This window comes from Hominimerdicola aceti (genome assembly GCF_025567495.1).
GTDB lineage: Bacteria > Bacillota > Clostridia > Oscillospirales > Ruminococcaceae > Hominimerdicola > Hominimerdicola aceti.
The window spans coordinates 235,999-258,394 of the sequence record NZ_JAOQJZ010000002.1; the positions used below are offsets into that span (position 1 = coordinate 235,999).

General features: G+C 41.5%; 25 protein-coding genes. 3 read left to right on the top strand and 22 right to left on the bottom strand.

Going from position 1 to position 22,396, the window contains the following annotated elements:
• Nucleotides 1–26 precede the first annotated feature (26 nt).
• The 10 genes from nspC to speD are packed head-to-tail and all read right to left on the bottom strand — an operon-like array spanning nt 27 to nt 7,509.
• Complete coding sequence (gene nspC, locus OCV57_RS03270; protein ID WP_138337484.1) at nt 27–1,157, bottom strand: carboxynorspermidine decarboxylase; 1,131 nt, start codon at nt 1,155–1,157, stop codon at nt 27–29.
• A 16-nt stretch (nt 1,158–1,173) separates the two neighbouring features.
• Entirely contained in the window at nt 1,174–1,458 is a 285-nt protein-coding gene (locus OCV57_RS03275) for a hypothetical protein (protein ID WP_046439728.1), read from the bottom strand.
• Nucleotides 1,459–1,779: a YbjQ family protein gene (locus OCV57_RS03280; RefSeq protein WP_038673184.1), complete on the bottom strand. Its 321-nt coding sequence runs from the start codon at nt 1,777–1,779 to the stop codon at nt 1,459–1,461.
• A complete protein-coding gene (locus tag OCV57_RS03285; protein ID WP_022288395.1) occupies nt 1,760–1,990 on the bottom strand; it encodes a hypothetical protein in 231 nt (76 codons plus the stop codon). The genes OCV57_RS03280 and OCV57_RS03285 overlap by 20 nt, the downstream gene beginning before the upstream one ends.
• A gap of 12 nt (nt 1,991–2,002) precedes the next feature.
• Complete coding sequence (locus OCV57_RS03290) at nt 2,003–2,242, bottom strand: hypothetical protein (protein ID WP_022288394.1); 240 nt, start codon at nt 2,240–2,242, stop codon at nt 2,003–2,005.
• Between the two features lie 14 nt (nt 2,243–2,256).
• On the bottom strand, nt 2,257–3,459 hold the full coding sequence (locus OCV57_RS03295; protein ID WP_267300435.1) for a saccharopine dehydrogenase family protein: 1,203 nt from the start codon (nt 3,457–3,459) through the stop codon (nt 2,257–2,259).
• A 38-nt stretch (nt 3,460–3,497) separates the two neighbouring features.
• The gene (speB, locus tag OCV57_RS03300) at nt 3,498–4,346 is read right to left on the bottom strand and encodes an agmatinase (protein WP_267300436.1); all 849 of its coding nucleotides are present in this window, start codon (nt 4,344–4,346) and stop codon (nt 3,498–3,500) included.
• Between the two features lie 11 nt (nt 4,347–4,357).
• Nucleotides 4,358–5,209 (bottom strand): polyamine aminopropyltransferase, encoded by an 852-nt coding sequence (gene speE / locus OCV57_RS03305; protein ID WP_038671730.1) that lies wholly within the window; start codon nt 5,207–5,209, stop codon nt 4,358–4,360.
• Between the two features lie 16 nt (nt 5,210–5,225).
• Complete coding sequence (locus OCV57_RS03310; protein ID WP_038671728.1) at nt 5,226–6,677, bottom strand: aminotransferase class I/II-fold pyridoxal phosphate-dependent enzyme; 1,452 nt, start codon at nt 6,675–6,677, stop codon at nt 5,226–5,228.
• Between the two features lie 16 nt (nt 6,678–6,693).
• Complete coding sequence (speD, locus tag OCV57_RS03315) at nt 6,694–7,509, bottom strand: adenosylmethionine decarboxylase (RefSeq protein WP_171028812.1); 816 nt, start codon at nt 7,507–7,509, stop codon at nt 6,694–6,696.
• A 217-nt stretch (nt 7,510–7,726) separates the two neighbouring features.
• On the opposite strand from speD, the gene OCV57_RS03320 reads away from it, so the two are divergent.
• Together OCV57_RS03320 and OCV57_RS03325 are read left to right on the top strand one after the other, a co-directional pair.
• Nucleotides 7,727–9,670: an ABC-F family ATP-binding cassette domain-containing protein gene (locus OCV57_RS03320; protein ID WP_267300437.1), complete on the top strand. Its 1,944-nt coding sequence runs from the start codon at nt 7,727–7,729 to the stop codon at nt 9,668–9,670.
• 78 nt (nt 9,671–9,748) lie between these two features.
• Nucleotides 9,749–10,285: an adaptor protein MecA gene (locus OCV57_RS03325; protein WP_046439739.1), complete on the top strand. Its 537-nt coding sequence runs from the start codon at nt 9,749–9,751 to the stop codon at nt 10,283–10,285.
• On the opposite strand, the gene rpe is transcribed toward OCV57_RS03325, so the two are convergent.
• The 4 genes from rpe to OCV57_RS03345 all read right to left on the bottom strand — a co-directional run bounded on the left by rpe (nt 10,268) and on the right by OCV57_RS03345 (nt 13,368).
• A complete protein-coding gene (rpe, locus tag OCV57_RS03330) occupies nt 10,268–10,921 on the bottom strand; it encodes a ribulose-phosphate 3-epimerase (RefSeq protein ID WP_117891716.1) in 654 nt (217 codons plus the stop codon). The genes OCV57_RS03325 and rpe overlap by 18 nt on opposite strands.
• 86 nt (nt 10,922–11,007) lie before the next feature.
• Nucleotides 11,008–11,592 carry a 5'-deoxynucleotidase gene (gene yfbR, locus OCV57_RS03335; RefSeq protein ID WP_267300438.1) on the bottom strand — a complete coding sequence of 195 codons (585 nt, stop codon included), beginning with the start codon at nt 11,590–11,592 and terminating at the stop codon, nt 11,008–11,010.
• 68 nt (nt 11,593–11,660) lie between these two features.
• Nucleotides 11,661–12,884, bottom strand: coding sequence for a sodium ion-translocating decarboxylase subunit beta (locus OCV57_RS03340; RefSeq protein WP_046439744.1), 1,224 nt, complete (start codon nt 12,882–12,884; stop codon nt 11,661–11,663).
• A gap of 31 nt (nt 12,885–12,915) precedes the next feature.
• The gene (locus tag OCV57_RS03345; protein ID WP_117957928.1) at nt 12,916–13,368 is read right to left on the bottom strand and encodes an OadG family transporter subunit; all 453 of its coding nucleotides are present in this window, start codon (nt 13,366–13,368) and stop codon (nt 12,916–12,918) included.
• A gap of 236 nt (nt 13,369–13,604) precedes the next feature.
• Here OCV57_RS03345 and OCV57_RS03350 point away from each other — a divergent pair, with 236 nt between their 5' ends.
• Entirely contained in the window at nt 13,605–14,411 is an 807-nt protein-coding gene (locus tag OCV57_RS03350) for a mechanosensitive ion channel family protein (RefSeq protein ID WP_117864016.1), read from the top strand.
• Nucleotides 14,412–14,443: 32 nt separating this feature from the next.
• Here the strand turns inward: OCV57_RS03350 and OCV57_RS03355 are convergent, their stop codons facing one another.
• From OCV57_RS03355 to OCV57_RS03390, 8 genes are all read right to left on the bottom strand, one after another.
• The gene (locus OCV57_RS03355; RefSeq protein ID WP_267300439.1) at nt 14,444–14,701 is read right to left on the bottom strand and encodes a hypothetical protein; all 258 of its coding nucleotides are present in this window, start codon (nt 14,699–14,701) and stop codon (nt 14,444–14,446) included.
• A complete protein-coding gene (locus tag OCV57_RS03360; RefSeq protein WP_022286749.1) occupies nt 14,691–14,885 on the bottom strand; it encodes a hypothetical protein in 195 nt (64 codons plus the stop codon). Before OCV57_RS03360 ends, OCV57_RS03355 begins: the two co-directional genes overlap by 11 nt.
• A gap of 42 nt (nt 14,886–14,927) precedes the next feature.
• Nucleotides 14,928–15,644, bottom strand: coding sequence for a ComF family protein (locus tag OCV57_RS03365; RefSeq protein WP_267300440.1), 717 nt, complete (start codon nt 15,642–15,644; stop codon nt 14,928–14,930).
• A complete protein-coding gene (gene recD2 / locus OCV57_RS03370; RefSeq protein ID WP_117938599.1) occupies nt 15,619–17,865 on the bottom strand; it encodes an SF1B family DNA helicase RecD2 in 2,247 nt (748 codons plus the stop codon). The genes OCV57_RS03365 and recD2 overlap by 26 nt, the downstream gene beginning before the upstream one ends.
• A gap of 17 nt (nt 17,866–17,882) precedes the next feature.
• Nucleotides 17,883–18,227, bottom strand: coding sequence for a hypothetical protein (locus OCV57_RS03375; RefSeq protein ID WP_117876122.1), 345 nt, complete (start codon nt 18,225–18,227; stop codon nt 17,883–17,885).
• Nucleotides 18,228–18,369: 142 nt separating this feature from the next.
• Nucleotides 18,370–19,212 (bottom strand): zinc-ribbon domain-containing protein, encoded by an 843-nt coding sequence (locus OCV57_RS03380; RefSeq protein WP_267300441.1) that lies wholly within the window; start codon nt 19,210–19,212, stop codon nt 18,370–18,372.
• A 93-nt stretch (nt 19,213–19,305) separates the two neighbouring features.
• Nucleotides 19,306–20,040, bottom strand: a complete 735-nt coding sequence (locus OCV57_RS03385) for a hypothetical protein (protein ID WP_195249191.1) — start codon at nt 20,038–20,040, stop codon at nt 19,306–19,308.
• A gap of 116 nt (nt 20,041–20,156) precedes the next feature.
• Complete coding sequence (locus OCV57_RS03390; protein WP_022286743.1) at nt 20,157–22,271, bottom strand: polyribonucleotide nucleotidyltransferase; 2,115 nt, start codon at nt 22,269–22,271, stop codon at nt 20,157–20,159.
• Between the last annotated feature and the right edge of the window lie 125 nt (nt 22,272–22,396).

Here is a 22,396-nt window from a genome sequence, read left to right on the forward strand (position 1 = left end):
CTGACCAAAAATCAGACCGCTTTTTCTTATAATCTCATTTTAAAATCATCATAGCCGAACTCTTTTATAAGCTCCAATTCACCGTCAAGCTTTTGGAGATATATTGACGGCAAAGGCATTCCGTTGAAAGTGTTATTTTTACACATGGAATATATAGCCATATCACAGAAAACAAGCCTGTCACCCTCTTTAAGCGGCTTATCAAAGGAATAATCCCCGATTATGTCACCTGCAAGACAGGTCGGACCGCCAAGACGATAGGTGTAAGGCTTTTCGTCTGCCTGCCCTGAGCCGATGATATTCGGTCGGTAAGGCATTTCCAGAACGTCAGGCATATGACAGGCTGCTGATGCGTCAAGGATAGCAAGATCCATGCCGTTTTTAGCCGTGTCTATCACCTCTGAAACAAGATAACCTGCATTGAGTGCAACAGCCTCGCCCGGTTCGAGATAGACCTGAACACCATATTTGTCATGTAGATAATTCACACACTCGATAAGGGTATCTAGATCATAGTCATCACGGGTTATGTGATGTCCACCACCAAGATTTATCCATTTCATATTGTAAAGATACTTTCCGAACTTCTCCTCAATATGTGGTATCGTTCTTTTTAGCACATCAGAGCCTTGCTCACACATAGTATGAAAATGCAGACCATCTATGCCATCAATAAGACTGTCATCAAAATTATCTAAAGTTGTTCCGAGCCTTGAATTTTTGAAGCATGGATTGTAGATATCCGTTTCGATCTCCGAATACTCAGGATTGCACCTTATTCCGCAGGATATCTTCCTGTCGCTTTTTTCAACAATGCCCTTGAATTTCTGCCACTGTTTTGGTGAGTTGAACACGATATGATCGCATATCTGAACAAGCTCATTCATGTCCTTTTCTGTGTATGCAGGAGAATAAACATGAACTTCTCCGTCAAACTCTTCCCTGCCAAGCTTTGCCTCATAAAGACCGCTGGCGGTAGTGCCTTTCAAGTGCTGTGATATCATAGGGTATGTGCTATACATGGAAAAAGCTTTCTGTGCCAAAAGTATTTTACAACCCGTTTTCTCCATGACATTATCCAAGATAGTCAGATTTTTTAGAAGCTTTGCTTCGTCAACAACATAACAAGGTGTTTTCACCTTAGAAATATCAAACATTCTTTTCCTCCACAGCTCATCTATATGAACCATCGTTGATAAAGTTTACTGTAATATTTTTGTTTTTCATTCTTGCGTCCATAAAAACACTAAGAACACCCTTGGCAAATTCAAGACTCTCCTCAGGAATATCGTCAAAGTCATGTATCATTATTTCCAATGGCTCTTCAACTTCACAGAGCTTCTCATAAAGCTTGTCGCCGTTAGCTATAGAATCCATATCATGAGCAAGCGCCTTGCTGACATATGGGTAAAACATATCAGCATTTACCATTTTAACATCGTCTATCATCAATATCATTTACTCGTCCCCCATAAATTTTACTGCTGTTCCGTATGCAATGACCTCAGCCGCGCCTGCCGCAATAGCAGATGAAGCATATCTTATATTAACTACTGCATCAGCACCCAATTGTTCAGCTTCAACCACCATTCTCTTCGTAGCAAGAGCTCTTGCATCATTCATCATCTCATTATAGGCTGTAAGTTCTCCGCCAACAAGATTTTTAAAGCTCTGCATGATATCCTTTCCGACATTTTTGGTCTGGATAGTTGAGCCTTTGACAAGCCCAAGCATTTCAAGCTTTTTGCCAGAAATATAATCAGTATTTACTAAGATCATCATCTTCGCCCTTCTTTATTTCTTTTATACGCTGAATAAGCACCGTTATCGCAACGCCTGACAGCAATGCAGGAACTACCAGAGCAATTATCTTTGCAAGCATAGGAACACCATTCATATATGCAAAAATAACGCCAATAGCTATATAATAAATAGATATCAAAGCAACTATCACAACTGGTGCTATCATTTTTTTTGTTTTGGTTTTCACTTTTCGTCACCTTTAATCAAAAACCATTTTCTTTTTGCCGTTTTTGTTTCGTGGATACTCTCTTATCCTGATGATATTGGCTGTATTCACGATACTTTCGTTTCTGTCATCACCCTGAGTAACTCTTACCCAGCCATCGCCTATCTCTTCAAGCGTGCAGTCTATAACTGATGAAAGCGAGCCTCCCTGCGAAACTGTATAGACAAGCACCTCTTGTCCGAGATATCTCGCAAAAGCTTCTTCGATCTTCATTTTTTGTTCTCCTATTAGTCAACAAGAACAGGATCAAAGTTCTCTGTCCAAGGCAGACCCCACTTGTTAAGTGCGTCCATGAATGGATCCGGATCAAACTCCTCTATATTGTGTACGCCCGGCTTTTTCCACTTGCCTGTGAGTATCATCATTGCGCCTATCATTGCAGGCACACCTGTTGTGTAGGAAATAGCCTGTGAACCGACTTCCTTATAGCACTCCCGATGATCGCATACGTTGTAAACGTAATATGTCTTGTCCTTGCCGTCCTTTTTGCCCTGGAAGATACAACCGATATTTGTCTTACCCTTTGTTCTTGGACCGAGTGAAGCTGGATCAGGAAGAACTGCTTTAAGGAACTGTAGCGGTACTATCTTCTTGCCCTCAAAGTCAATAGGCTCGATAGATGTCATGCCCACGTCCTCAAGGCACTTAAGATGTGTGAGATAGCTTTGACCAAATGTCATGAAGAAACGAATCCTCTTGATACCCTTGATGTTGAGTGCAAGTGATTCAAGCTCTTCATGGTGAAGAAGATACATATCCTTTTCGCCCACCTGATCGAAATTATAAACTCTCTTTATCTCCATTGGCTCAGTTTCTACCCACTTGCCGTCCTGAATATAAGAGCCCTTTGCGGAAACTTCTCTTATGTTTATCTCAGGATTGAAGTTCGTTGCGAATGGATAGCCATGATCGCCTCCGTTGCAGTCGAGGATATCTATATAATTTATTTCATCAAAATAATGCTTCTGAGCATATGCACAGAAAACGCCTGTTACACCTGGGTCAAAGCCAGATCCGAGAAGCGCTGTGATACCAGCCTTTTCAAATCTCTCTCTATAAGCCCACTGCCACTTATATTCAAACTTTGCAGTGTCCTCAGGCTCATAGTTTGCTGTGTCAACATAGTCTACTTTACACTCAAGACAAGCGTCCATGATATGGAGATCCTGATAAGGCAGAGCCACGTTGATACAAATATCAGGCTTATATTCTTTCATAAGAGCCACAAGCTCAGGCACGTTGTCTGCGTTCACCTGTGCAGTTGTGATATTTGTCTTTGTCTTATCCTGAAGCTCCTCCTTGAATTTATCGCACTTTGACTTTGTTCTGCTGGCGATACAGATATCAGTAAATACCTCGCTGTTCTGACAGCACTTGTGTATAACTACACCTGCAACTCCGCCTGCACCGATTATCAATGCTCTTGACATATTAGATCATTCCTTTCTATTTTATCAAATATACTTATTTACTTATAAAAATACAAAAGTATCTCTCTCAGCAGCTTGCAGGCAAGTGCTGTTGAACGTCCTGTCTGATCGTAAACAGGGGAAAGCTCGTTCACATCAAAACCTACGATATTGAGCTTTGCAACTTCCTCCACTGCGAACATAAGCTCCTTAAAAGTAACTCCGCCTGCCTCTGGAGTACCAGTGCCGGGAAACTCTGAAGGATCAAGCACATCAAGGTCAAGTGTAAAGTAAACAGGCTTTCCCTGAAGTTTTTTTACTATGCTGTCAAGTCTGAAGAAGCCGAACTTTTCCATAAAAGTATGCTCTTTCGCAAACTTGAACTCGTCCCTGTCACCGCTTCTGATGCCAAATTGATATATCTTTCCGTTGCCCACAATATCCCAGCATCTATGAAGCACACAGGCGTGTGACTCTTTCACTCCAAGGTAATCGTCCCTCAGATCGGCATGAGCGTCAAAGTGAACGATATGCAGATCTGGATATTTCTCTGCCACAGCTCTAACCGCACCGAGAGTGACAAGGTGTTCGCCACCTATCATGCAAGGCACTTTGCCGTCATCAAGTATTTCTGATGTACGACTTTGGATATCCCTCAGTGCGCCCTCAGGATTTCCAAATGGCAGTTCAAGGTCGCCGCTGTCAAATACGTTTACGTCAAGAAGGTCCTTATCTTGATATGGTGAATAAGTCTCAATGCCGAAACTCTCATTACGCATTGCAGAGCTTGCAAATCTTGTGCCGGGTCTGAATGAAGTTGTGCTGTCATATGGCGCGCCGAAAAGGACTATCTTTGCTTCATCATATTCACAGTCACAGCCTATAAAGGTATGAACATTCTTTTCCATACTTCTCTCCTTTAGTCACAGTCCTCAAGTACATCAAGGACGTAATTCGGCAGTGCGAAACAGCCCTTGTGAAGCTCTGTGTTATAATATCTTGTCTTTATGCCGAACTTTTTCCACTCATCAGCCTTAAGGTCATATATAGGGTGAAGATTTTTCGAGGCAAAGCCGAAAAGCCAATGACCCGACGGATAGGTAGGTATATGTGTCTGATAGACCATTGAAACTGGGAACGCACTGCCTATTCTTCTGTGTGTGCGCTTTACCATATCCACATAGGAATCATAATAAGTGCTTTCATGTTGGTTTATCAATATTCCCTGATCTGTGAGCGCCTTTGAGCAGTTGCCGTAAAATTCTTTTGTAAAAAGTCCCTCTCCCGGTCCAAACGGGTCGGTGGAGTCAACTATAATAAGGTCATATTCATTTTCCTTGCGGCGAACGAATTTCAGACCGTCCTCAATATAGAGGGTAAGTCTAGGGTCGTCAAATGCACAGGCTGTCTGTGGAAGATACTCCTTGCACACATTTACTACCTGCTCATCTATCTCCACCATATCTATCTTTTCAATAGTGTTATATCTGCAAAGCTCACGGATAGTTCCACCGTCCCCCGCACCAATAACAAGCACCTTTTTTATCTCAGGATTGACCGCCATAGGAACTGCAGTTACCATTTCATGATAGATGAACTCGTCCTTTTCGGTAAGCATTATAAAGCCGTCAAGCACTAATACCCTGCCGAACTCATATGTGTCAAAAACGTCTATTTCCTGATAATAGCTTTTTTTAGAATAAAGCTGTTTTTTTACACGAATGGTGAAATTAACATCGTCCGTATGTTTCTCAGTAAACCAAAGATCCATAAAATGTATCTCCTCTCTATGAATTTACCACTACGTTTATGTTGTTTATCTCAAGATCCTCCGTACCTGTAAGAAAACAGCCCTTTTCTTTACAGTATGCGATATAATTAAGTATGTCGGAAGTTATCTTTTCACCAGGGGCAAGGATAGGTATTCCCGGCGGATAGCACATAACAAACTCTCCACATATCATACCGTTGCTTTCTTCGATAGGCACTGATTTTTTTTCGCTGTAGAAAGCTTGCTGCGGCGGTATCTCAACGATAGGATTGATATATTCGTGGTCAAACATTCCTGACGGGTCTTTTGAATAAAGCCTTTTAATTTCGGAAAGTGCGGATATAAAACGCTCTATCTCAAGCTCTCTATCTCCTGCGGAAACTATAGCAAGTATATTTCCGATATCACCGAACTCTATCTGAATGTCGTAATCGTCACGGAGAATGTCATAGACCTCAACACCTGCCAATCCCATGGCTCTTGTGTGAACGGAAAGCTTTGTGCTGTCAAATGCGAAGATATCGTCACCGTTTTCAAGCTCCCGACCGAAAGCATAATAGCCACCTATCTTATTTATCTCTTCCCTTGCATAATCGGCATAGTCAACTGCCTTTTTAAAAAGCTCCTTGCCGTTGAGCGCAAGATTTTTTCTTGCAAGGTCAAGTGATACCATAAGCAGATAAGAGCCGCTCGTGGTCTGAGTGAGGTTAATTATCTGTCTTACGTAACCCTCTGAAACAGTGTCTGCACAAAGAAGGAGCGATGACTGTGTTAGGCTTCCTCCTGTTTTGTGTATTGATACTGCCGCCATATCTGCTCCTGCCGCCATTGCAGAGCAAGGCAGACCCTCACCAAAATAAAGGTGAGTGCCATGTGCTTCGTCCGCAAGCACCAACATACCATGCTCATGGGCAAGCTTGACGATGCTTTTTATATCAGAGCAAATTCCGTAATAAGTCGGGTTATTCACCAAAACAGCCTTTGCATCAGGATTTTCCTTGATAGCTTTTTCAACGTCCTTTACGGACATTCCAAGAGGTATTCCAAGCTGTTTGTTTGTGCCTGGGTTTACATAAACAGGTATAGCACCACACACAACAAGTGCATTGATAGCACTTCTGTGAACGTTTCTCGGCATTATTATCTTATCTCCTGCCTTACAGCTTGTAAATATCATCGTCTGAACTGCAGCAGTAGTACCATTTACTATAAAGAAAGCGTGCTTTGCACCAAAAGCCTCAGCGGCAAGCATTTCAGCATCTTTTATCACAGAAACAGGGTGACAAAGGTTGTCAAGTGGCTTCATGGAGTTCACATCGCACTTCAGACAATCCACGCCCAAAAAGTCACGAAGCTCTTTATTCATTCTTCCGCCCTTGTGACCAGGTACATCAAGACGCACCACTCTGTTCCTCATATGTTTTTTTAAAGCCTCATACACAGGTGCGTTATTCTGTGTTAAGTTCAAATCTATCACTACCTTATCAGTATATGTTCATGCCGCTGTATATCTCGATCATCTCACGGCGCAGACTATCTGTTATGTCAAGCCTTTGCTTCGGCGTAAGCTCATATACGTCCTGCTTGAAAAGATAATTCTGCAAGTCGATATCCTTAATGAGAAGCTTGGTATGGAAAATGTTTGACTGGTAAACATTGACGTCTATAGCGTCATATTTAGTCAGCGTATTTTTATCTATATAATCCTGAATCGAAGTTATCTTGTGATCGATAAAAAACTTTTTTCCCAAAACATCTCGCGTAAAGCCTCTTACTCGGTAGTCAATAGTGATAATATCAGAGTCAAAGCTGCTGATAAGATAATTCAGTGCGTTTAGCGGAGAAATAGTTCCGCAAGTAGAAACATCTATATCCACTCGGAATGTGGAAATGGAGTTGTCTGGGTGATATTCAGGAAATGTGTGAACAGTTACATGGCTTTTGTCAAGGTGAGCGTGTATCATTTCAGGCACATCGCCGCCTATTTTTCCTTGATTGCACGAAGGGTCGATACTGTCCTCATCGAGGGCTTTTTCAGCAATAAGCACGTTCACAGACGCACCCTGCGGCTCATAATCCTGTTTTGATATATTAAGTATCCTTGCGCCTATCATCTCAGTAACGTCGCAAAGAATTTTCGTAAGTCTTTCTGAATTATACTGCTCGTCAATATAAGCAATATATTCCTTTTGTTCTCTTTCAGTTTTGGCATAACATACATCATATATGTTAAAGCTAAGGGTCTTGGTTAGATTATTAAAACCATACAAAGAAAGCTTCTGCTCCAACCCTAACATCACCCGTCCTTTCGGATAAAATAATCAGCCTATCAAGACTAAAATTATAGACTTGTTTTCATTATACCACATCTCGATCAAAAAGTACATAGTTTTACGCACTTTTTTCATATTTTTTTATTAAGCATGGCATAAGTGCAGCAATAAAATAAAAAAGGTTGAAATCAATAAGAAAATAGTGTATAATAAGTTCTGATAATTGTTACAGGAGAAATATACAATGTTATTGAATGTTGAACATCTTTACAAATATTTCAATGGGCAGGCACTGCTCAAGGATATAAATTTTACAGTTGAAGACAGAGAAGCTGTTGGACTTATCGGCATAAACGGATGTGGAAAGTCTACACTGCTTAATATCATTACAGGCAGTGAGGGCTATGACAAGACCCCCGAAGGACTAGGCTCTGTGAATATCGCAGGCAAGGCTTCCATTGGCTTTTTAAGGCAGAACAGTGGACTTAATTCTGAACTTACCATAGGTGAGGAAATGAAGAACGCTTTTGCTCCCCTCCTTGAAACACTGGATAAAATGAAAGTCCTTGAAAAGAAAATGGCAGATGGCGGAAATATTGACAGTATAAGCCACGAATATGCCGAGCTTTCTTCATACTTTGAGGCTCGGGACGGATATAGGATAGATGTAAAAATAAAGCAGGTGCTTAACGGCATGGGCTTTGGCTCAACACCTACAGACAGAGTCATCTCTACCCTTTCAGGCGGTGAAAAAACACGTCTTGCACTAGCTAAGCTTCTTCTTGAAGAGCCTAATCTGCTTATACTTGACGAGCCTACCAACCACCTTGATTTTGAAACGCTCATGTGGTTAGAGGACTATCTCAAAGGCTACAAGGGTGCAATAATCATAGTTTCACACGACAGATATTTTCTAAACAAGGTCTGTACGAGAATATGTGAGATAGAACAAGGCAGGCTCACATCATATCGAGGGGACTATTCCTCCTATCTTGTGCAAAAGAAAATGAACTCAGAGCGTCAGCTCAAAGAATATGAGGCACAGCAAAAAGAGATAGCAAAGCTTGAGGACTATGTGGCGAAAAATCTCGTCAGGGCGTCAACCTCAAAAATGGCGAAGTCAAGACAGCATATGCTTGACCGTATCGAGCGTATCGACAAACCGCTTATGTACTCAAAACCTCCAAAGATAAAGCTTGAATATGATATTGAACCAACAAAGGATATCGTACGAGTTGTTGACTGTCCGCTGGTTGTTGGCGATGGTGCTGACAAAAAGGAGCTTATAAAGTCACTTACCATGAACGTTCGCCGTGGAGAGCACGTTGCTATAATCGGTGCAAACGGTATCGGAAAAACTTCCATACTGAAACTTATCCAAGGCATTATCCCACATGAGGGCGGCAATATAAGCTGGGGCGGAAACGTGAAGATATCCTATTTTGAACAGGAACACGCTATACTTGATCTCCATAAGACAGTGCTTGAAGAAATAATGGATCGCTATCCAAGATTATCAGAACAACAGGCAAGAAGCGTGCTAGGTGCAGTTCTGCTTACTGGCGAGAATGTGTTCAAGCCTATTTCTGTTCTCAGCGGTGGCGAAAGGGCAAAGCTTTGCTTTGCCATAATGGCTCTCAATCGTGGAAATGTACTTGTGCTTGACGAGCCTACAAACCACCTTGACCTAAGCACAAAAGAAATGCTGGAGGACGCTTTGGCAGAGTTTGGTGGAACGATAATCCTTGTATCTCATGACAGATATCTACTCAACAAGGTAGCAAGCAGGATAATAGAGATAAAGCATGACGAGGTGAACTCATACGAGGGCAACTTTGACGCATACAGCGAAGCGGTGAACGCTGCCCGTCAGCTCAAGATGCAGAGCGAAGCAGAGATAAAGCGGGCCGAAGAGGAAAAAGCGTACAAAGAAAACAAAGCAAGACAATATCGCAGTAAGGAACAGCGTGCCGCTGACGCTCAAAAACGCAACCGCATAAGAGAACTTGAAAAGGAGATCGAAGGCACAGAAGTTCTGATATTTGAACTTGAAAATGCCATATCTGACCCTGAGATAGCTTCCGACTACAGCAAAATGAGCGAGAAATGCAAAGAGCTTGAAGAAGCCAAAACCGCCCTTGACCAGAAAATGGACGAGTGGGCTGAGCTTTCCGACCAGCTTTCATAAACAAATTTTCACAGAAATCACCCCTTATGAGTATAATGATACAGCACAGACTGACATTATACATAAGGGGTGTTTGTTTTGGAGATAAAAAGGCTGTCAGAGTATGAAATAAAAGTTATTCTTAACGAAAAGGATATGCGGATAATGAATATATCCTTTGAAGATTTTGAGAAAAACAACAAAAGAAGCAAAGATTTTTTATCTGAACTCATGTTTATACTCAAGGAGACAGGACTTATAAAAATATCCGAAGGAAATATTGAAGTTGATGTTGCTTTGACAAGTGAAGAAACAATAAACATATATTTTATACTACCTAAAAACGACAATCATCACACCACTGAACTTGCCATAATCAGCTACGATCCAAACAAGCTAATATCAAAAGCTGCTGAAATACACAAAAAATACTCCGAAAAGATTATAAAAAGCAGTCTGTATCAGCTTCCTAGTGGTCATGCTCTAATCTTCACCATAGGATACGCACGCTCAACAGTTGCGAAAAAAGATTTACTGAAAACCTGTGCTACTGACAACGTGATTATAAACAAAATAAAGGAGTACAGCCCATTATTGAGCAGTACTCCCTTTGAAAAACTAAACTATTTCTCTTAGAAGCTTAACAGCCTCTGGCATATCGTTTGCCTTAAAAGCGTATGTTCCCGTTACTAAAGTGTCTGCACCCGATTCTTTAAGCAAACCAGCAGTTTCGAGATTTACGCCACCGTCAACCTGAAGTCTGATATCCCTTTCCGTCTGGTCAATCAGATATCTCACTTCGCTTATTTTTTCAAGAGTGTCAGGAATAAACTTTTGACCGCCAAAACCTGGGTTTACTGTCATAACGAGTACCATATCAACAGATTTAAGAAATGGCTGGATCGCACTTACAGGTGTTGCAGGCTTAATGGAGATTCCTGCCTTGATCCCCCTCGAATGTATTTTGTCAATAACAGCTTGCGGATCATCAGCCGCCTCATAATGAAAAGTTATAATGTCAGCTCCAAGATCTGCGTAGTTATCAATATATCTGATAGGATCGCAAATCATGAGATGAACGTCTACTGGAACAGTTATGCTTTTGCCCACACTTTTCAAAAGCGGTTCGCCAAAACTTATATTTCTCACAAACATTCCGTCCATGACATCATAATGAATCCAGTCAACACCAGCGTCCTCAGCACGCTTTATCTCGAACGCAAGGTTTGAAAAGTCGCAGGCAAGCAGCGACGCAGAAACGATAATATCCAATTGAAAGCCTCCGTTAATTCAATATCTTCCCACTTAATATTGTCCTATAATTTCAGTTTCTATTATACAACACCACTGGGGCATTGTCAAGCTTGTTCGTCAAGAGTTAATGTATAAGCTGGAATAAATTCATCAAGAAAAACATTTGCTTCTGGAATATTCATTGCGACAATAGATTCAAGTGTAGATTTTTCAGCTGATGCAAAATCAGTATTTCCCATTTGTCTTTCTTCAAGGCACTTTATAAGTGCAGAAAGCTTATCAGCCGCTTTAACAAGAGACCATGCTTCTTCTTCCTGTGGAGTTTTACAGAAAAGCGGCTCAAAGTCCTCTTTCAGATCATCAGGAAGATAAGACACCAGAGTATTTTTGGCTTTCTGCTCGATCTCATCATATGCGCCTTTTATCTCATGGCTATAATATTTTATAGGCGTAGGCAAGTCACCTGTGATTATCTCGGTGACATCATGATACATAGCAAGCAGCGCACATCTCTCAGGAGAAACATTACCGCCAAATCGCTTATTTCTGATAAGTGCAAGCACATGTGCGATAAAAGCAACTTCAAGGGAATGCTCGCTAATATTCTCATTGATCGTGTTTCTCATAAGTGCCCAGCGATTTATATATTTCATACGAGATATCACTGCAAAAAATTTACTTTCTGACATATCAACACTCCTATACTATACACAAAAATCGGGACGATGCTTTTCATCGTCCCGAAAAATTTCTGATCTTATCTTACAATTGTAAGAAGAACACCAGCAGCAACGGCTGAACCGATAACGCCGGCAACATTAGGACCCATAGCGTGCATCAACAGATAGTTTGTAGGAACTTCCTGCTGACCGACCTTCTGAGAGATACGAGCCGCCATTGGAACGGCAGATACACCTGCTGAACCGATAAGAGGATTGATCTTGTGACCTGAAAGAACATACATAAGCTTACCAAGAAGTACGCCGCAGGCTGTACCAATTGAGAATGCCACAACGCCAAGTGCCATAACTTCTGCAAACTGAATGTTCATGATCTTATCTGCCTGTGTTGTTGCACCAACTGTTACGCCAAGGAAGATAGTGATGATGTTCATAAGCTCATTCTGAGCAGTCTTAACAAGTCTGTCGCAGACGCCACTCTCTTTAAGAAGGTTACCAAACATGAGCATACCAACCAGTGGAGCTGCTGAAGGAACCATGAGTGAGATAACGATAGTTACGAGGATAGGGAAAATAAGCTTTTCTACCTTAGAAACAGGTCTTAGCTGACCCATTACTACTGAACGCTCTTTCTTTGTTGTAAGAGCCTTCATGATAGGCGGCTGGATAATAGGAACAAGAGCCATATATGTATAGGCTGCAAGTGCAATAGTACCAACGCCGATATTACTGTTTGAGGTAAGAAGTCTTGAAGATACATAGATAGATGTAGGACCATCTGCACCGCCGATGATAGCAATAGAACCGCACTCAGCAGCACTCATGCCGAAGAGAGCCGCACCGATGAATGTAAAGAAGATACCGCCCTGTGCAGCAGCACCCATAAGAAAGCTCTTAGGGCTTGCGATCAGCGGACCAAAGTCTGTCATAGCACCGATTCCAAGGAATATGAGTGGTGGATAGATCTGAAGCTTAACGCCCATGTAAAGAATATCCAACAGACCACCCTTTTGAAGTATCTGACCATAATCTATATAGTGGTCATTGCCTGCAACCGTTTTATAGTTCCAGAAGTCTGGATGATACATCTCAGCGTATGGCAGGTTTGTAAGCAGCATACCGAATGAGATAGGCAAAAGCAGAAGCGGCTCAAAGCCCTTTGCAATAGCCAGATACATAAATACGAATGAAATAAGTATCATTACGATATTTTTCCAGCCGCCGTCTACGAGGAAACCCGCAAAACCCGACTGTGACGCCAAAGACGCCATGGTATCAAGAAATGAATTAATTATTGACATCTATTATCACGTTCCTTTCACGTCAACTGCACTAAAATGGTCTTGTATTGTCTATTATGCCTGCGGTAGACCATGCAGGTCTTTGAGGCTTGGCAGTTTTAACGCTCTTAAGAACGAGCTTCTTGCCCTCTTCACTGCTCATAGCTGAAATTGCAGCCATGATAACAGCAACTGTTTCTTCTTCAATGCCGTCTTCTACAACAGGAGCAACAGCCTTTATTGGCTCTGGCTTAGCAACAGCCTTTGCAGCTTCAGCAGCTTTTTCTGCCTCTTCAGCCTTTCTTGCAGCTCTACCGTTGATAACGTCAAATATCTTGCCGTATATCGACACAAGCAGAATAAGCAGAACAAGTCCGATAAATACCACAACTAAACCCGTGATAACGACAGAGGCAACAGTTCCAGCACCCAGATCTTTTTGGTCTGGACTGATCGTACTCTTTGCCGCAACCATCTGAGCTGCAGTGTTAAGAAAATTGATCATAAAAAATTCTCCTTACTGTAAGTATAATAAAACATAATATTATTATACACCAAAGCCACACAAATAGCAAGACTTTTTCCCACATTTTTTTCACAAAATTATCTCCAAGTCAACACCTATTTTTGTTATGATTTCTGATAAAAGTGCATAAATACGCAAAAAAACTTATATATTGGGCACACTTGCAAATATCATGTTAAGATGTTATAATATCTTTACATAATAATGTTACGGAGATGATTTTTTTGTCTGACAAATTTTTGAATTGGCTTGAGGAATTTACACCACATCTTATAGCGGCGGCTGTTATTTTTCTTTTAGGAATACTTCTTGACAAGCTTGTTTTGAAGGTCATGCACAAAGGTTTGAGCATGCGTCGAACAGACGTGACTATACATAAATTTCTCACATCTGTGGTACACACTGTATTGCTTATTATAATAATAGTAATGGCACTTTCTGCACTTCAAGTACCTATGTCATCAATAGTCGCAACTATCGGTGCAGCAGGTCTTGCTATCGGTCTTGCTCTTCAAAACAGTCTTTCAAACGTCGCAGGCGGCTTTATCATACTTTTTTCAAAGCCTTTTAAATGCGGTGATTATGTAAAAATAGGCGACTCAGAGGGAACTGTTGACGCTATCTCTATACTCTACACCACCCTAAAGACCCTTGAGAATAAGATGATATTTATACCAAACGGAGTTGTTTCACAATCGACTATTACGAATATAACTGCTGACGACAAACGTCGCCTTGAACTGAAATTCTCTATCAGCTACAATGACGACCACAACAAGGCAATGGCTATTCTTAGAGAAATGCTCAATGATGAGCCAAGGGTAATAAACGAGCCTGACAAGCCGCTTGTGGCTGTCTGCGAGCATGGCGCAAGCGCTATAATCCTTATCATGCGTGTATGGATACCGACCGATGCTTACTGGGAGATACGATACAAATTTCTCAAAGAGGCAAAGGAACGCTTTGACGCAAACGGCATTTCCATACCATTCGACCAACTTGACGTACATATATCAAAATAACAAAAGTCCGCAGACGACCGTCTGCGGACTTTTTACCTCATATCTTCCCTGTTCTTATATAAAAATCTGTTCACATCAATACTGTCTGCAATTGGTAGCTTGATTTTGTCACAGTATGTTTTTTCAAGACTTTCAAGCTTCTCTGCTATTCTAAGCTGACCGTCAAGCGCACTTTTTATACACTCCGCAAAAGGACTTCCGCATAGATCACTGTAGGTCTGACAAAACTCCTTTGAATACGCCTTGACAAAAAATCTTGCTTCTTTTATTATATTTCCGTCAGTTACCATTGTTATCCTCCAGACTTGTGAGCAACCCTGAACGCTGATTTTTCAAAGCCGCTGTAAGCTTTTGCATATCTTCCTTTAGCTGCGGCTCTTTTATTTCACTCACATAATGCTCAAACCTGTCTATCATGCAGTTTTCAGACACGATAAGTCTTTTTATCGCCGCAAACTGTTCCTCAGTTATCATAAAGACCGCCTCCCGATATTATTATACCGAAGGCGGTCTATTTTATTCTTTGTGTTTTTCATCGAGCAAGGTGGTGGCGATAGCTGCACAAAACACCTTTTTCGCACCCATCTCTTTTAACAGCCTGCTACAGACATTTAGAGTTGCACCTGTTGTGTAAACATCATCAAATAGCAGGACATTTTTACCTTTTATATCAGCGTGTTTCGCTAGAGAATAATAAATATCCCCCGCATGAGTTTTTCGTTGAGCGGCAGTCAAAGTATGCTGTTCTGCGGTATCCCTTGTCCGTCCAAGCAGACGATGATCTTCTCTTATCCCAAGCTCCATAGCCGTAAAGTGTGCAAGCTTTTGTGCCTGATCATATCCCCTTTTACGGCGTTTTGATCTGTGCATTGGCACTGATGTGATGATATCCGCCTGCTGTGCGATACCATTTACTCTTAGCACATTACCCAGAAGCTTCGCAGAATATTCCGCAAAATTAAGCTGTCTGTCGTCTTTAAGCTGATGTATTGCTTTCACGCAGATATCCTCATATCTCATAAGAGTATAAATGCTATCAAAATGTAGTGAATCATGATCTAGGCACTTATCCTTGCCGCACTTTTCGCACAATATTTTTTTATGAAAAGGCAGCTTACATTCACAATTTTTGCACAAAAGCTCGTCCCATTTTATAAAACTTCCACATATAGGACAACGATTAGGATAAACAAAATCAAGCAGAAATTTATATATCAAGCGTCTGCTGACCACTGTCGTCACCCTCCACAAGCTCCATTAGCATATTTTTAAGTGCAGTATACCTCAAAGTGCGTTTATTATTATCTATCATAAAATCAACACGCTTTTTCGAGCCAACTATTATAAGCATTCTTTTGGCTCTTGTCACAGCCGTATAAAGCAGATTTCTGTAATAAAGCTTGTCAAATCCACCGAATACAGTGAGAATGACAACATCAAACTCAGAACCTTGGCTTTTATGCACTGTTATGGCATAGGCAAGCTCCAGATTATCCAGCATTTGCTTGTCATAGACAGCTATTCTGCCCTCAAAATCTATAGTCACAGTTTTAAGTATCTTGTTCACTGCAATTATTATGCCTATATCGCCGTTAAAAATGCCTGCGCCACTTTCGGTCTTGTCCTCGGTTATATACTTTTTCCAAAGAATTTCATAATCATTCTTGGTCTGCATGACCTTGTCACCTTTTCTGAAAGTATAAACAGGGGTCTTGACCTCTGATTTTCCTGCGGCAGGAGGATTAAGCTCCTGCTGTAGACGCTTGTTTAGCTCCACAGTACCCGCAGGACCTTTTCGTGTAGGCGAAAGCACCTGAATGTCGTCAATGGGCGAGTAATCGTAGGCTTTTGGCAGCCTTGTTTTGCAAAGCTCCACCACAAGATCCTGAAGTTCTCCATATTCAAGCCGTTGCATAAAAAAGAAATCCTTATCCTTGCTGGCTAGGTCGATATGCTCGCCGTTTACTATCTTATGGGCGTTCATAACAATCTCAGACTCCTGTGCCTGTCTGAAGATCTCTTTTAGTGTTACAACAGACATTACTCCGCTGTCAATAATATCCTTTAGCACATTTCCTGCACCTACTGACGGAAGCTGATCGCTGTCCCCCACCAGAACGAGCTTGCAGGTAACGCTTATGGCTCTCAAAACGGCTTCAAAAAGGCAGGAATCCACCATGGACATCTCGTCGATTATCAAAGCGTCACAATCGAGAAGATTGTTTTCATCATGTATAAACGCAAGTGTGTCACCGCTTGTATGCTTCACTTCAAGAAGCCTATGGATGGTTTTTGCGTCAAATCCCGTAAGGTCAGAAAGCCTTTTGGCGGCTCTACCTGTTGGTGCACATATCATAACGTTAAGCCCTTGCTGCTGATAAAGAGAAATTATAGCGTTGAGCGTTGTGGTCTTTCCTGTACCTGGTCCTCCCGTCAGCACAAGAAAACCCTTTGACAGTGCAAGATTTATGGCTTCACGCTGAATTTTTTCATATTGTATGCCATTATTTTCCTCTTCAAGATCAATTACTTCGGAAAAATCTATCTTATTGTCATAAGAGATCTGCCGCATTATGGCAAGTCTCCTTGCTATGTAGTCCTCAGCTTTGTAAAAATCTGCAAGCATAACAAAACGTCTGCCATGCTTATCGTAATAGTAGAGGTTTTCCTCCTCGGTTTCATCCTCGATTACTTTTTTTATAAGCTTTTCATCAACATCAAGATAACTCACCGCTGTTTTCACAAGACTGTCTAAAGGCAGGCAGGTATGACCTTGGTCAGCGTTTTGTCTTAGAATATATGTAATGCCTGCCTTTATCCTGCACTCGCTGTCAGCAGGGATATCAGACTTTGCCGCAACTGCGTCCGCACGGGAAAATGACAGATCGACGCCCTGAATACAAAGCACATAAGGGTTTGATTTTATAATCTGCTCGGCAGTGTTGCCCCAACGCTTCCACGCCTTTATGCCATAAGAAGTTTCTATCTCAAATTTGTTAAGATATGACATAAGAGACCTTGCGGCAAAAGTGGTTTTGAACTCCTGAGATATTTTTTCCGCTTTTTTCACTGTTATCCCGTCTATCTCCGTAAGCCTGTCGGGAGTATTTTCTATTATGTCAAGGGTATCGTCCCCGAACTTGTTCACAAGCTTTTTTGCAAGTACAGGCCCTATGCCTGATATAGCACCGCTTGCAAGATAACGCTGAATCGCTGCAGAGGTAGTAGGCAAAGAACGCTCAAAGATATGCACCTTGAACTGCTCGCCGAACTTCTGATGTGAAGTGAACTCCCCTGTTACAACGAGATCTTCGCCCTCCTCAACGTCACCCATTTCGCCAACAACTGTGATAAGGTCATTGTCACAGTTAAGCATAAGCACACAGAAGCCTGTGTCCTCACTTTTAAATATTATGCTGTCAACCTCACCCTTGAGGGTCTTTAAATCTTCCATATTATTCTCCGAATGATCTATTTTTCATGGCATTTCAGCTCTCTGCGCTTGATAAAATCTGCAAGTTCAGTTATATCAACACAGTGAACGATGCTATAATCCTGTTCCAAACGCTTTGAAACATAATTTATCTCGCTTTTGTCAAGCTGAACGAGGATTATTTCTCTTCCATAATATTCAGGCTGAAAAAACTCCTCCCAATAGCAGCTTTTTACCATATGTTCAAGCTCATGTGTATTCTTTTTGCATGGGATAAGCAAATATCCTCCACGCTTGCCAACATTTCGCACCTTATACCATTTCACCCAAAACCAAATAACGACCGCCAGCACAAGAGCCAGAAGAAGTATAAGATTCAACACAAGATCACCTCCACATATTATTAGTACATTTTATGCGGAAAGCAAATTTTGTGTCATATGATTCATTTTACACCTTTTTGACGAAAAAAGCAAGATTTTTATGCAAAACAAAAAAGCTGCCCCGAAGGACAGCTTGAATTATTTACTTTATCTCAACTGAAGCAGCCCAATCCTTGAACTTATCTTCATACTTTGACTTATTTTTCTGCTCGCAGAGAAAATCAAAAATGTAGTAGCCACCGTTGCCCTCTGTTATAGAACTCATGCCGTAATAATGTTTATCTCCTATGCTCTGGGTATAATAAATATATTTTGAATCCTTGCCGGTTATTTTCAAGGTTGTTGAGCCGTTTTCAAGGATAAAATCAAAGATATCCGATGCAGACTCGCCCTTGCCATAGCCGTAAAGTGCAATATCAGAATATGAAAGCTTAACAGCGTTTATGCCCACCTCGTTGTTGGAAAAGTTATCAAGGGCATACAGATTTTTACTGCTAGATTTCTCAATATCCGCAGGTGCTGTCATTGTATAGCCTGTACCCTGCAATGTTTTCGTAGCTGTGTTTTTGTAAAAATATCTCACACCAAAAGCCACCAAGAACGCAAGGATAAACACAAGAACTGTCATCAAAGGCTTTGGTATGCCCTTTTTAGCAGATGTAACAGGCGCTATCTTATAAGGCTCATATGCACTGCCGTATGGAGTTTGAGAATTGCCATTCTGCGGAGGCGGATAACTCTGCTGAGCGTAGCCGTTCTGTGGCTGACAATAAGACTGCTGCCCCTGAGCATAACTCTGCTGAGGTACTGCATTCACAGGCTGTGCACCTGTTGTGTTGCGCTTGCCAAAGCCAACATTCTCACCAAGGTTTGATGTGTCGATAGAATCCATATAACCGCTTGTTTCAGACTTCACAGCCGACCCACAATTAGGACAAAAAGCGTCAGTATCACTGATCTTTGCCGAACAAATAGGACATTTCATATTTTTTTCTCCCTCATATAATTTATGCTTTTATTCTAACATATGCTGTTTATTATGTCAATAATTTAACAAATCGATTTTATAAATTTTGTATTAATTGATATGGATAGTGCTTGCCCACTTTTCAAATTTCGGGTCATAGAAATCCTTTTCATCAGCCTTACAGCCAAAAACAAACCAATAATATTTATAACCTGACTTTTTGCATATAGCATAGTTATAAACTTCGTCGCCCGTTTTTGCACGATAGGTCATTTTAAGCTTGTTACCATCAGCATACACTTCTTTATAGCTGCTTCCAAACTGACTTTTCAAATTGCCCTTCATGTAGGTGACAAACAGTTTCTCAGTAAGAATATCCGTTGTTTCGCCGGCAAGTGAAGAGTAATCAAGGATCATATACTGAAAATCGCTATTAACATCGGCGTACTTTCCGTTGGCTTTTACAGTTCCATCACTGCTCTGTGCCGCATAATCTATTGTGGTTGCCTTTTCAAGTGACCTTGGCAGTTCAACGCTAAAGTTCTCCTCTCTAATGGTATGAGTTGAAACATTGTGATAGTACCAATATCCAAAACCGATAGCTGCGCCCACAAACAATGCCAGCAAAAGGATAAGCACCTTTTTGCCTATAGACATATTCTTTCCCACTGCCCTCACATTGCTGTTAAGACCATTGTCAAAACCATTGTTAAAGCTATTATTGAAACTATTGCCATACCTCGGCTGTGCCGAATTTACCCCTGTCATTTCAATAACTCTTGTGCCACAATTCTGACAGCAAATGCTGTTAGGCAGAATATCGCACCCACATACTGTACATCTCATAAAGATACCCCCTATAAAAATTTATTACTTTTATATTAACATACTTCTTCTTTTTTGTCAACAAATTTGTCAACAAAAAAAGCGGACAGCACATAGCCGCCCGCTCTTAAAACTTATTACTTAGCGTTCTTCTTAGCTTCGATATCAGCAAGAGCGTCTTTTCTTGAAAGATTGATCCTGCCCTGATCGTCGATCTCCATTACCTTAACAACGATCTCGTCGCCAACAGAAACAACGTCCTCGACCTTTTCTACTCTTGATTTGTCAAGCTTAGAAATGTGTACCAAACCGTCCTTACCAGGAGCTATCTCAACGAAAGCACCGAAGTTCATTATCTTTACTACCTTACCTCTGTAGATAGCACCTATCTCAGGGTCATTAGCGATAGTATTGATGATATTGATTGCCTGTTCAGCCTTTTCCTTGTCGATACCTGAAACGAATACGCTACCGTCCTCAGATATGTCTATCTTAACGTCGCACTCAGCAGAGATCTTCTGAATTACCTTTCCGCCTGAACCGATAACTTCTCTGATCTTGTCAACCGGTACCTTTGTTGCCAGCATCTTAGGTGCCCACTTGCTTACCTCAGCACGAGGAGCAGGGATAGCCTTGAGCATTATCTCATCAAGAATATACATTCTTGCTTTTCTTGTCTTTTCAAAAGCACTTGCGATTATCTCAGGTGTCAGACCGTCAACCTTGATATCCACCTGAATAGCTGTGATACCGTTCTTTGTACCGCCTACCTTAAAGTCCATATCGCCGTAGAAGTCCTCAAGACCCTGAATGTCTACCATAGTCATCCAGCTGCCGTCCTCCTTAGTGATAAGACCACATGAGATACCAGCAACAGGCTCTTTGATAGGAACGCCTGCGTCCATAAGTGCAAGTGTAGAACCACAGATAGAACCCTGTGATGTAGAACCGTTTGAAGAAAGCACCTCAGATACGCATCTGATAGCATATGGAAACTCTTCAACAGAAGGAATAACCGGAACGAGTGCTCTCTCAGCAAGTGCGCCGTGACCTATCTCTCTTCTTCCCGGACCTCTTGAAGGTCTTGTTTCACCAACAGAATATGAAGGGAAATTGTACTGATGCATATATCTCTTGGAAGTTTCCTCGTCGATACCGTCAAGTTTCTGAGCGTCTGAAACAGGGCCAAGTGTTGCGATAGTCATTACCTGTGTCTGACCTCTTGTGAAGATACCTGAACCGTGTACTCTTGGGAGAACGCCAACTTCAGCGGCAAGTGGTCTTATCTCGTCGATACCTCTGCCGTCAACACGCTTGCCCTCATATAGCCAGTTTCTAACTATCTTCTTTTGGAGCTTATACATAACTTCGTCAAGAACAGCAGTGTTATCCTCGCACTGCTCATCGAACTTCTCATGAACAGCGTCGATTATTGGCTGGAGTCTTGCGTCTCTTACATTCTTATCATCTGTATCAAGAGCGACCTTTACCTGCTCGCCTACCATTGCTTCAACAGCGTCGAACAGATCGTGGTCAACTTCCATTGACTCAAACTCAAACTTAGGTTTACCGATCTGAGCCTTGATATCGTTGATGAAAGCTACCATTTTCTTTATCTCTTCATGACCTGTCATGATAGCCTTGAGCATAAGATCGTCAGGAATCTGGTCTGCACCTGCCTCGATCATAACTATCTTTTCAGCTGAACCTGCAACTGTAAGGTTAAGTCTGTTCTTAGCTCTCTGCTCAAGAGTTGGGTTGAGCACCAGCTCTCCGTCAACGTAACCTACGTTGATAGATGCAACAGGGCCGTTCCAAGGGATATCAGAGATGGAAAGTGCAATAGATGTAGCTATCATACCTGTGATCTCAGGTGAGTTGTCAGGGTCAACAGAAAGAACTGTCATAACAACTGAAACGTCATTTCTCATATCCTTTGGGAAAAGAGGTCTGATAGGTCTGTCTACACATCTTGAAGCAAGGATAGCCTTGTCAGAAGCCTTGCCTTCTCTCTTTGTGAAAGAACCTGGTATTCTGCCTACTGCATACATTTTTTCCTCAAAGTCAACTGAAAGTGGGAAAAAGTCAACACCCTCTCTTGGCTTTGCGGAAGCTGTAACGTTAGCCATTACAACCGTTTCACCGTATCTTACCCAGCAAGAGCCGTTAGCAAGTCCGCAGGTCTTACCTGTTTCAACTACTACAGGTCTGCCTGCATATGTCGTTTCAAAAGTTTTGAAATTCTCAAACATTGTCTTTCCTCCATTTTAGAAATTTAGTTTTTTCTGTATGGTGAAAGCATTAGCAATAAACAGGATATACGAACCTCATATATTCTGTTTAATGCTAAGTTACCTTTCACCTACAGTTCAAATAA

Coding starts and splice junctions, on each gene's coding strand:
- nspC (WP_138337484.1), bottom strand. CDS start 1,157: ATGTTTGATATTTCTAAGGTGAAAACACCTTGTTATGTTGTTGACGAA.
- OCV57_RS03275 (WP_046439728.1), bottom strand. CDS start 1,458: ATGATATTGATGATAGACGATGTTAAAATGGTAAATGCTGATATGTTT.
- OCV57_RS03280 (WP_038673184.1), bottom strand. CDS start 1,779: ATGATCTTAGTAAATACTGATTATATTTCTGGCAAAAAGCTTGAAATG.
- OCV57_RS03290 (WP_022288394.1), bottom strand. CDS start 2,242: ATGAAGATCGAAGAAGCTTTTGCGAGATATCTCGGACAAGAGGTGCTT.
- OCV57_RS03295 (WP_267300435.1), bottom strand. CDS start 3,459: ATGTCAAGAGCATTGATAATCGGTGCAGGCGGAGTTGCAGGTGTAGTT.
- speB (WP_267300436.1), bottom strand. CDS start 4,346: ATGGAAAAGAATGTTCATACCTTTATAGGCTGTGACTGTGAATATGAT.
- speE (WP_038671730.1), bottom strand. CDS start 5,209: ATGGATCTTTGGTTTACTGAGAAACATACGGACGATGTTAATTTCACC.
- OCV57_RS03320 (WP_267300437.1), top strand. CDS start 7,727: ATGTTATTGAATGTTGAACATCTTTACAAATATTTCAATGGGCAGGCA.
- yfbR (WP_267300438.1), bottom strand. CDS start 11,592: ATGTCAGAAAGTAAATTTTTTGCAGTGATATCTCGTATGAAATATATA.
- OCV57_RS03340 (WP_046439744.1), bottom strand. CDS start 12,884: ATGTCAATAATTAATTCATTTCTTGATACCATGGCGTCTTTGGCGTCA.
- OCV57_RS03345 (WP_117957928.1), bottom strand. CDS start 13,368: ATGATCAATTTTCTTAACACTGCAGCTCAGATGGTTGCGGCAAAGAGT.
- OCV57_RS03350 (WP_117864016.1), top strand. CDS start 13,605: ATGATTTTTTTGTCTGACAAATTTTTGAATTGGCTTGAGGAATTTACA.
- OCV57_RS03355 (WP_267300439.1), bottom strand. CDS start 14,701: ATGGTAACTGACGGAAATATAATAAAAGAAGCAAGATTTTTTGTCAAG.
- OCV57_RS03360 (WP_022286749.1), bottom strand. CDS start 14,885: ATGATAACTGAGGAACAGTTTGCGGCGATAAAAAGACTTATCGTGTCT.
- recD2 (WP_117938599.1), bottom strand. CDS start 17,865: ATGGAAGATTTAAAGACCCTCAAGGGTGAGGTTGACAGCATAATATTT.
- OCV57_RS03380 (WP_267300441.1), bottom strand. CDS start 19,212: ATGAAATGTCCTATTTGTTCGGCAAAGATCAGTGATACTGACGCTTTT.
- OCV57_RS03385 (WP_195249191.1), bottom strand. CDS start 20,040: ATGAGATGTACAGTATGTGGGTGCGATATTCTGCCTAACAGCATTTGC.
- OCV57_RS03390 (WP_022286743.1), bottom strand. CDS start 22,271: ATGTTTGAGAATTTCAAAACTTTTGAAACGACATATGCAGGCAGACCT.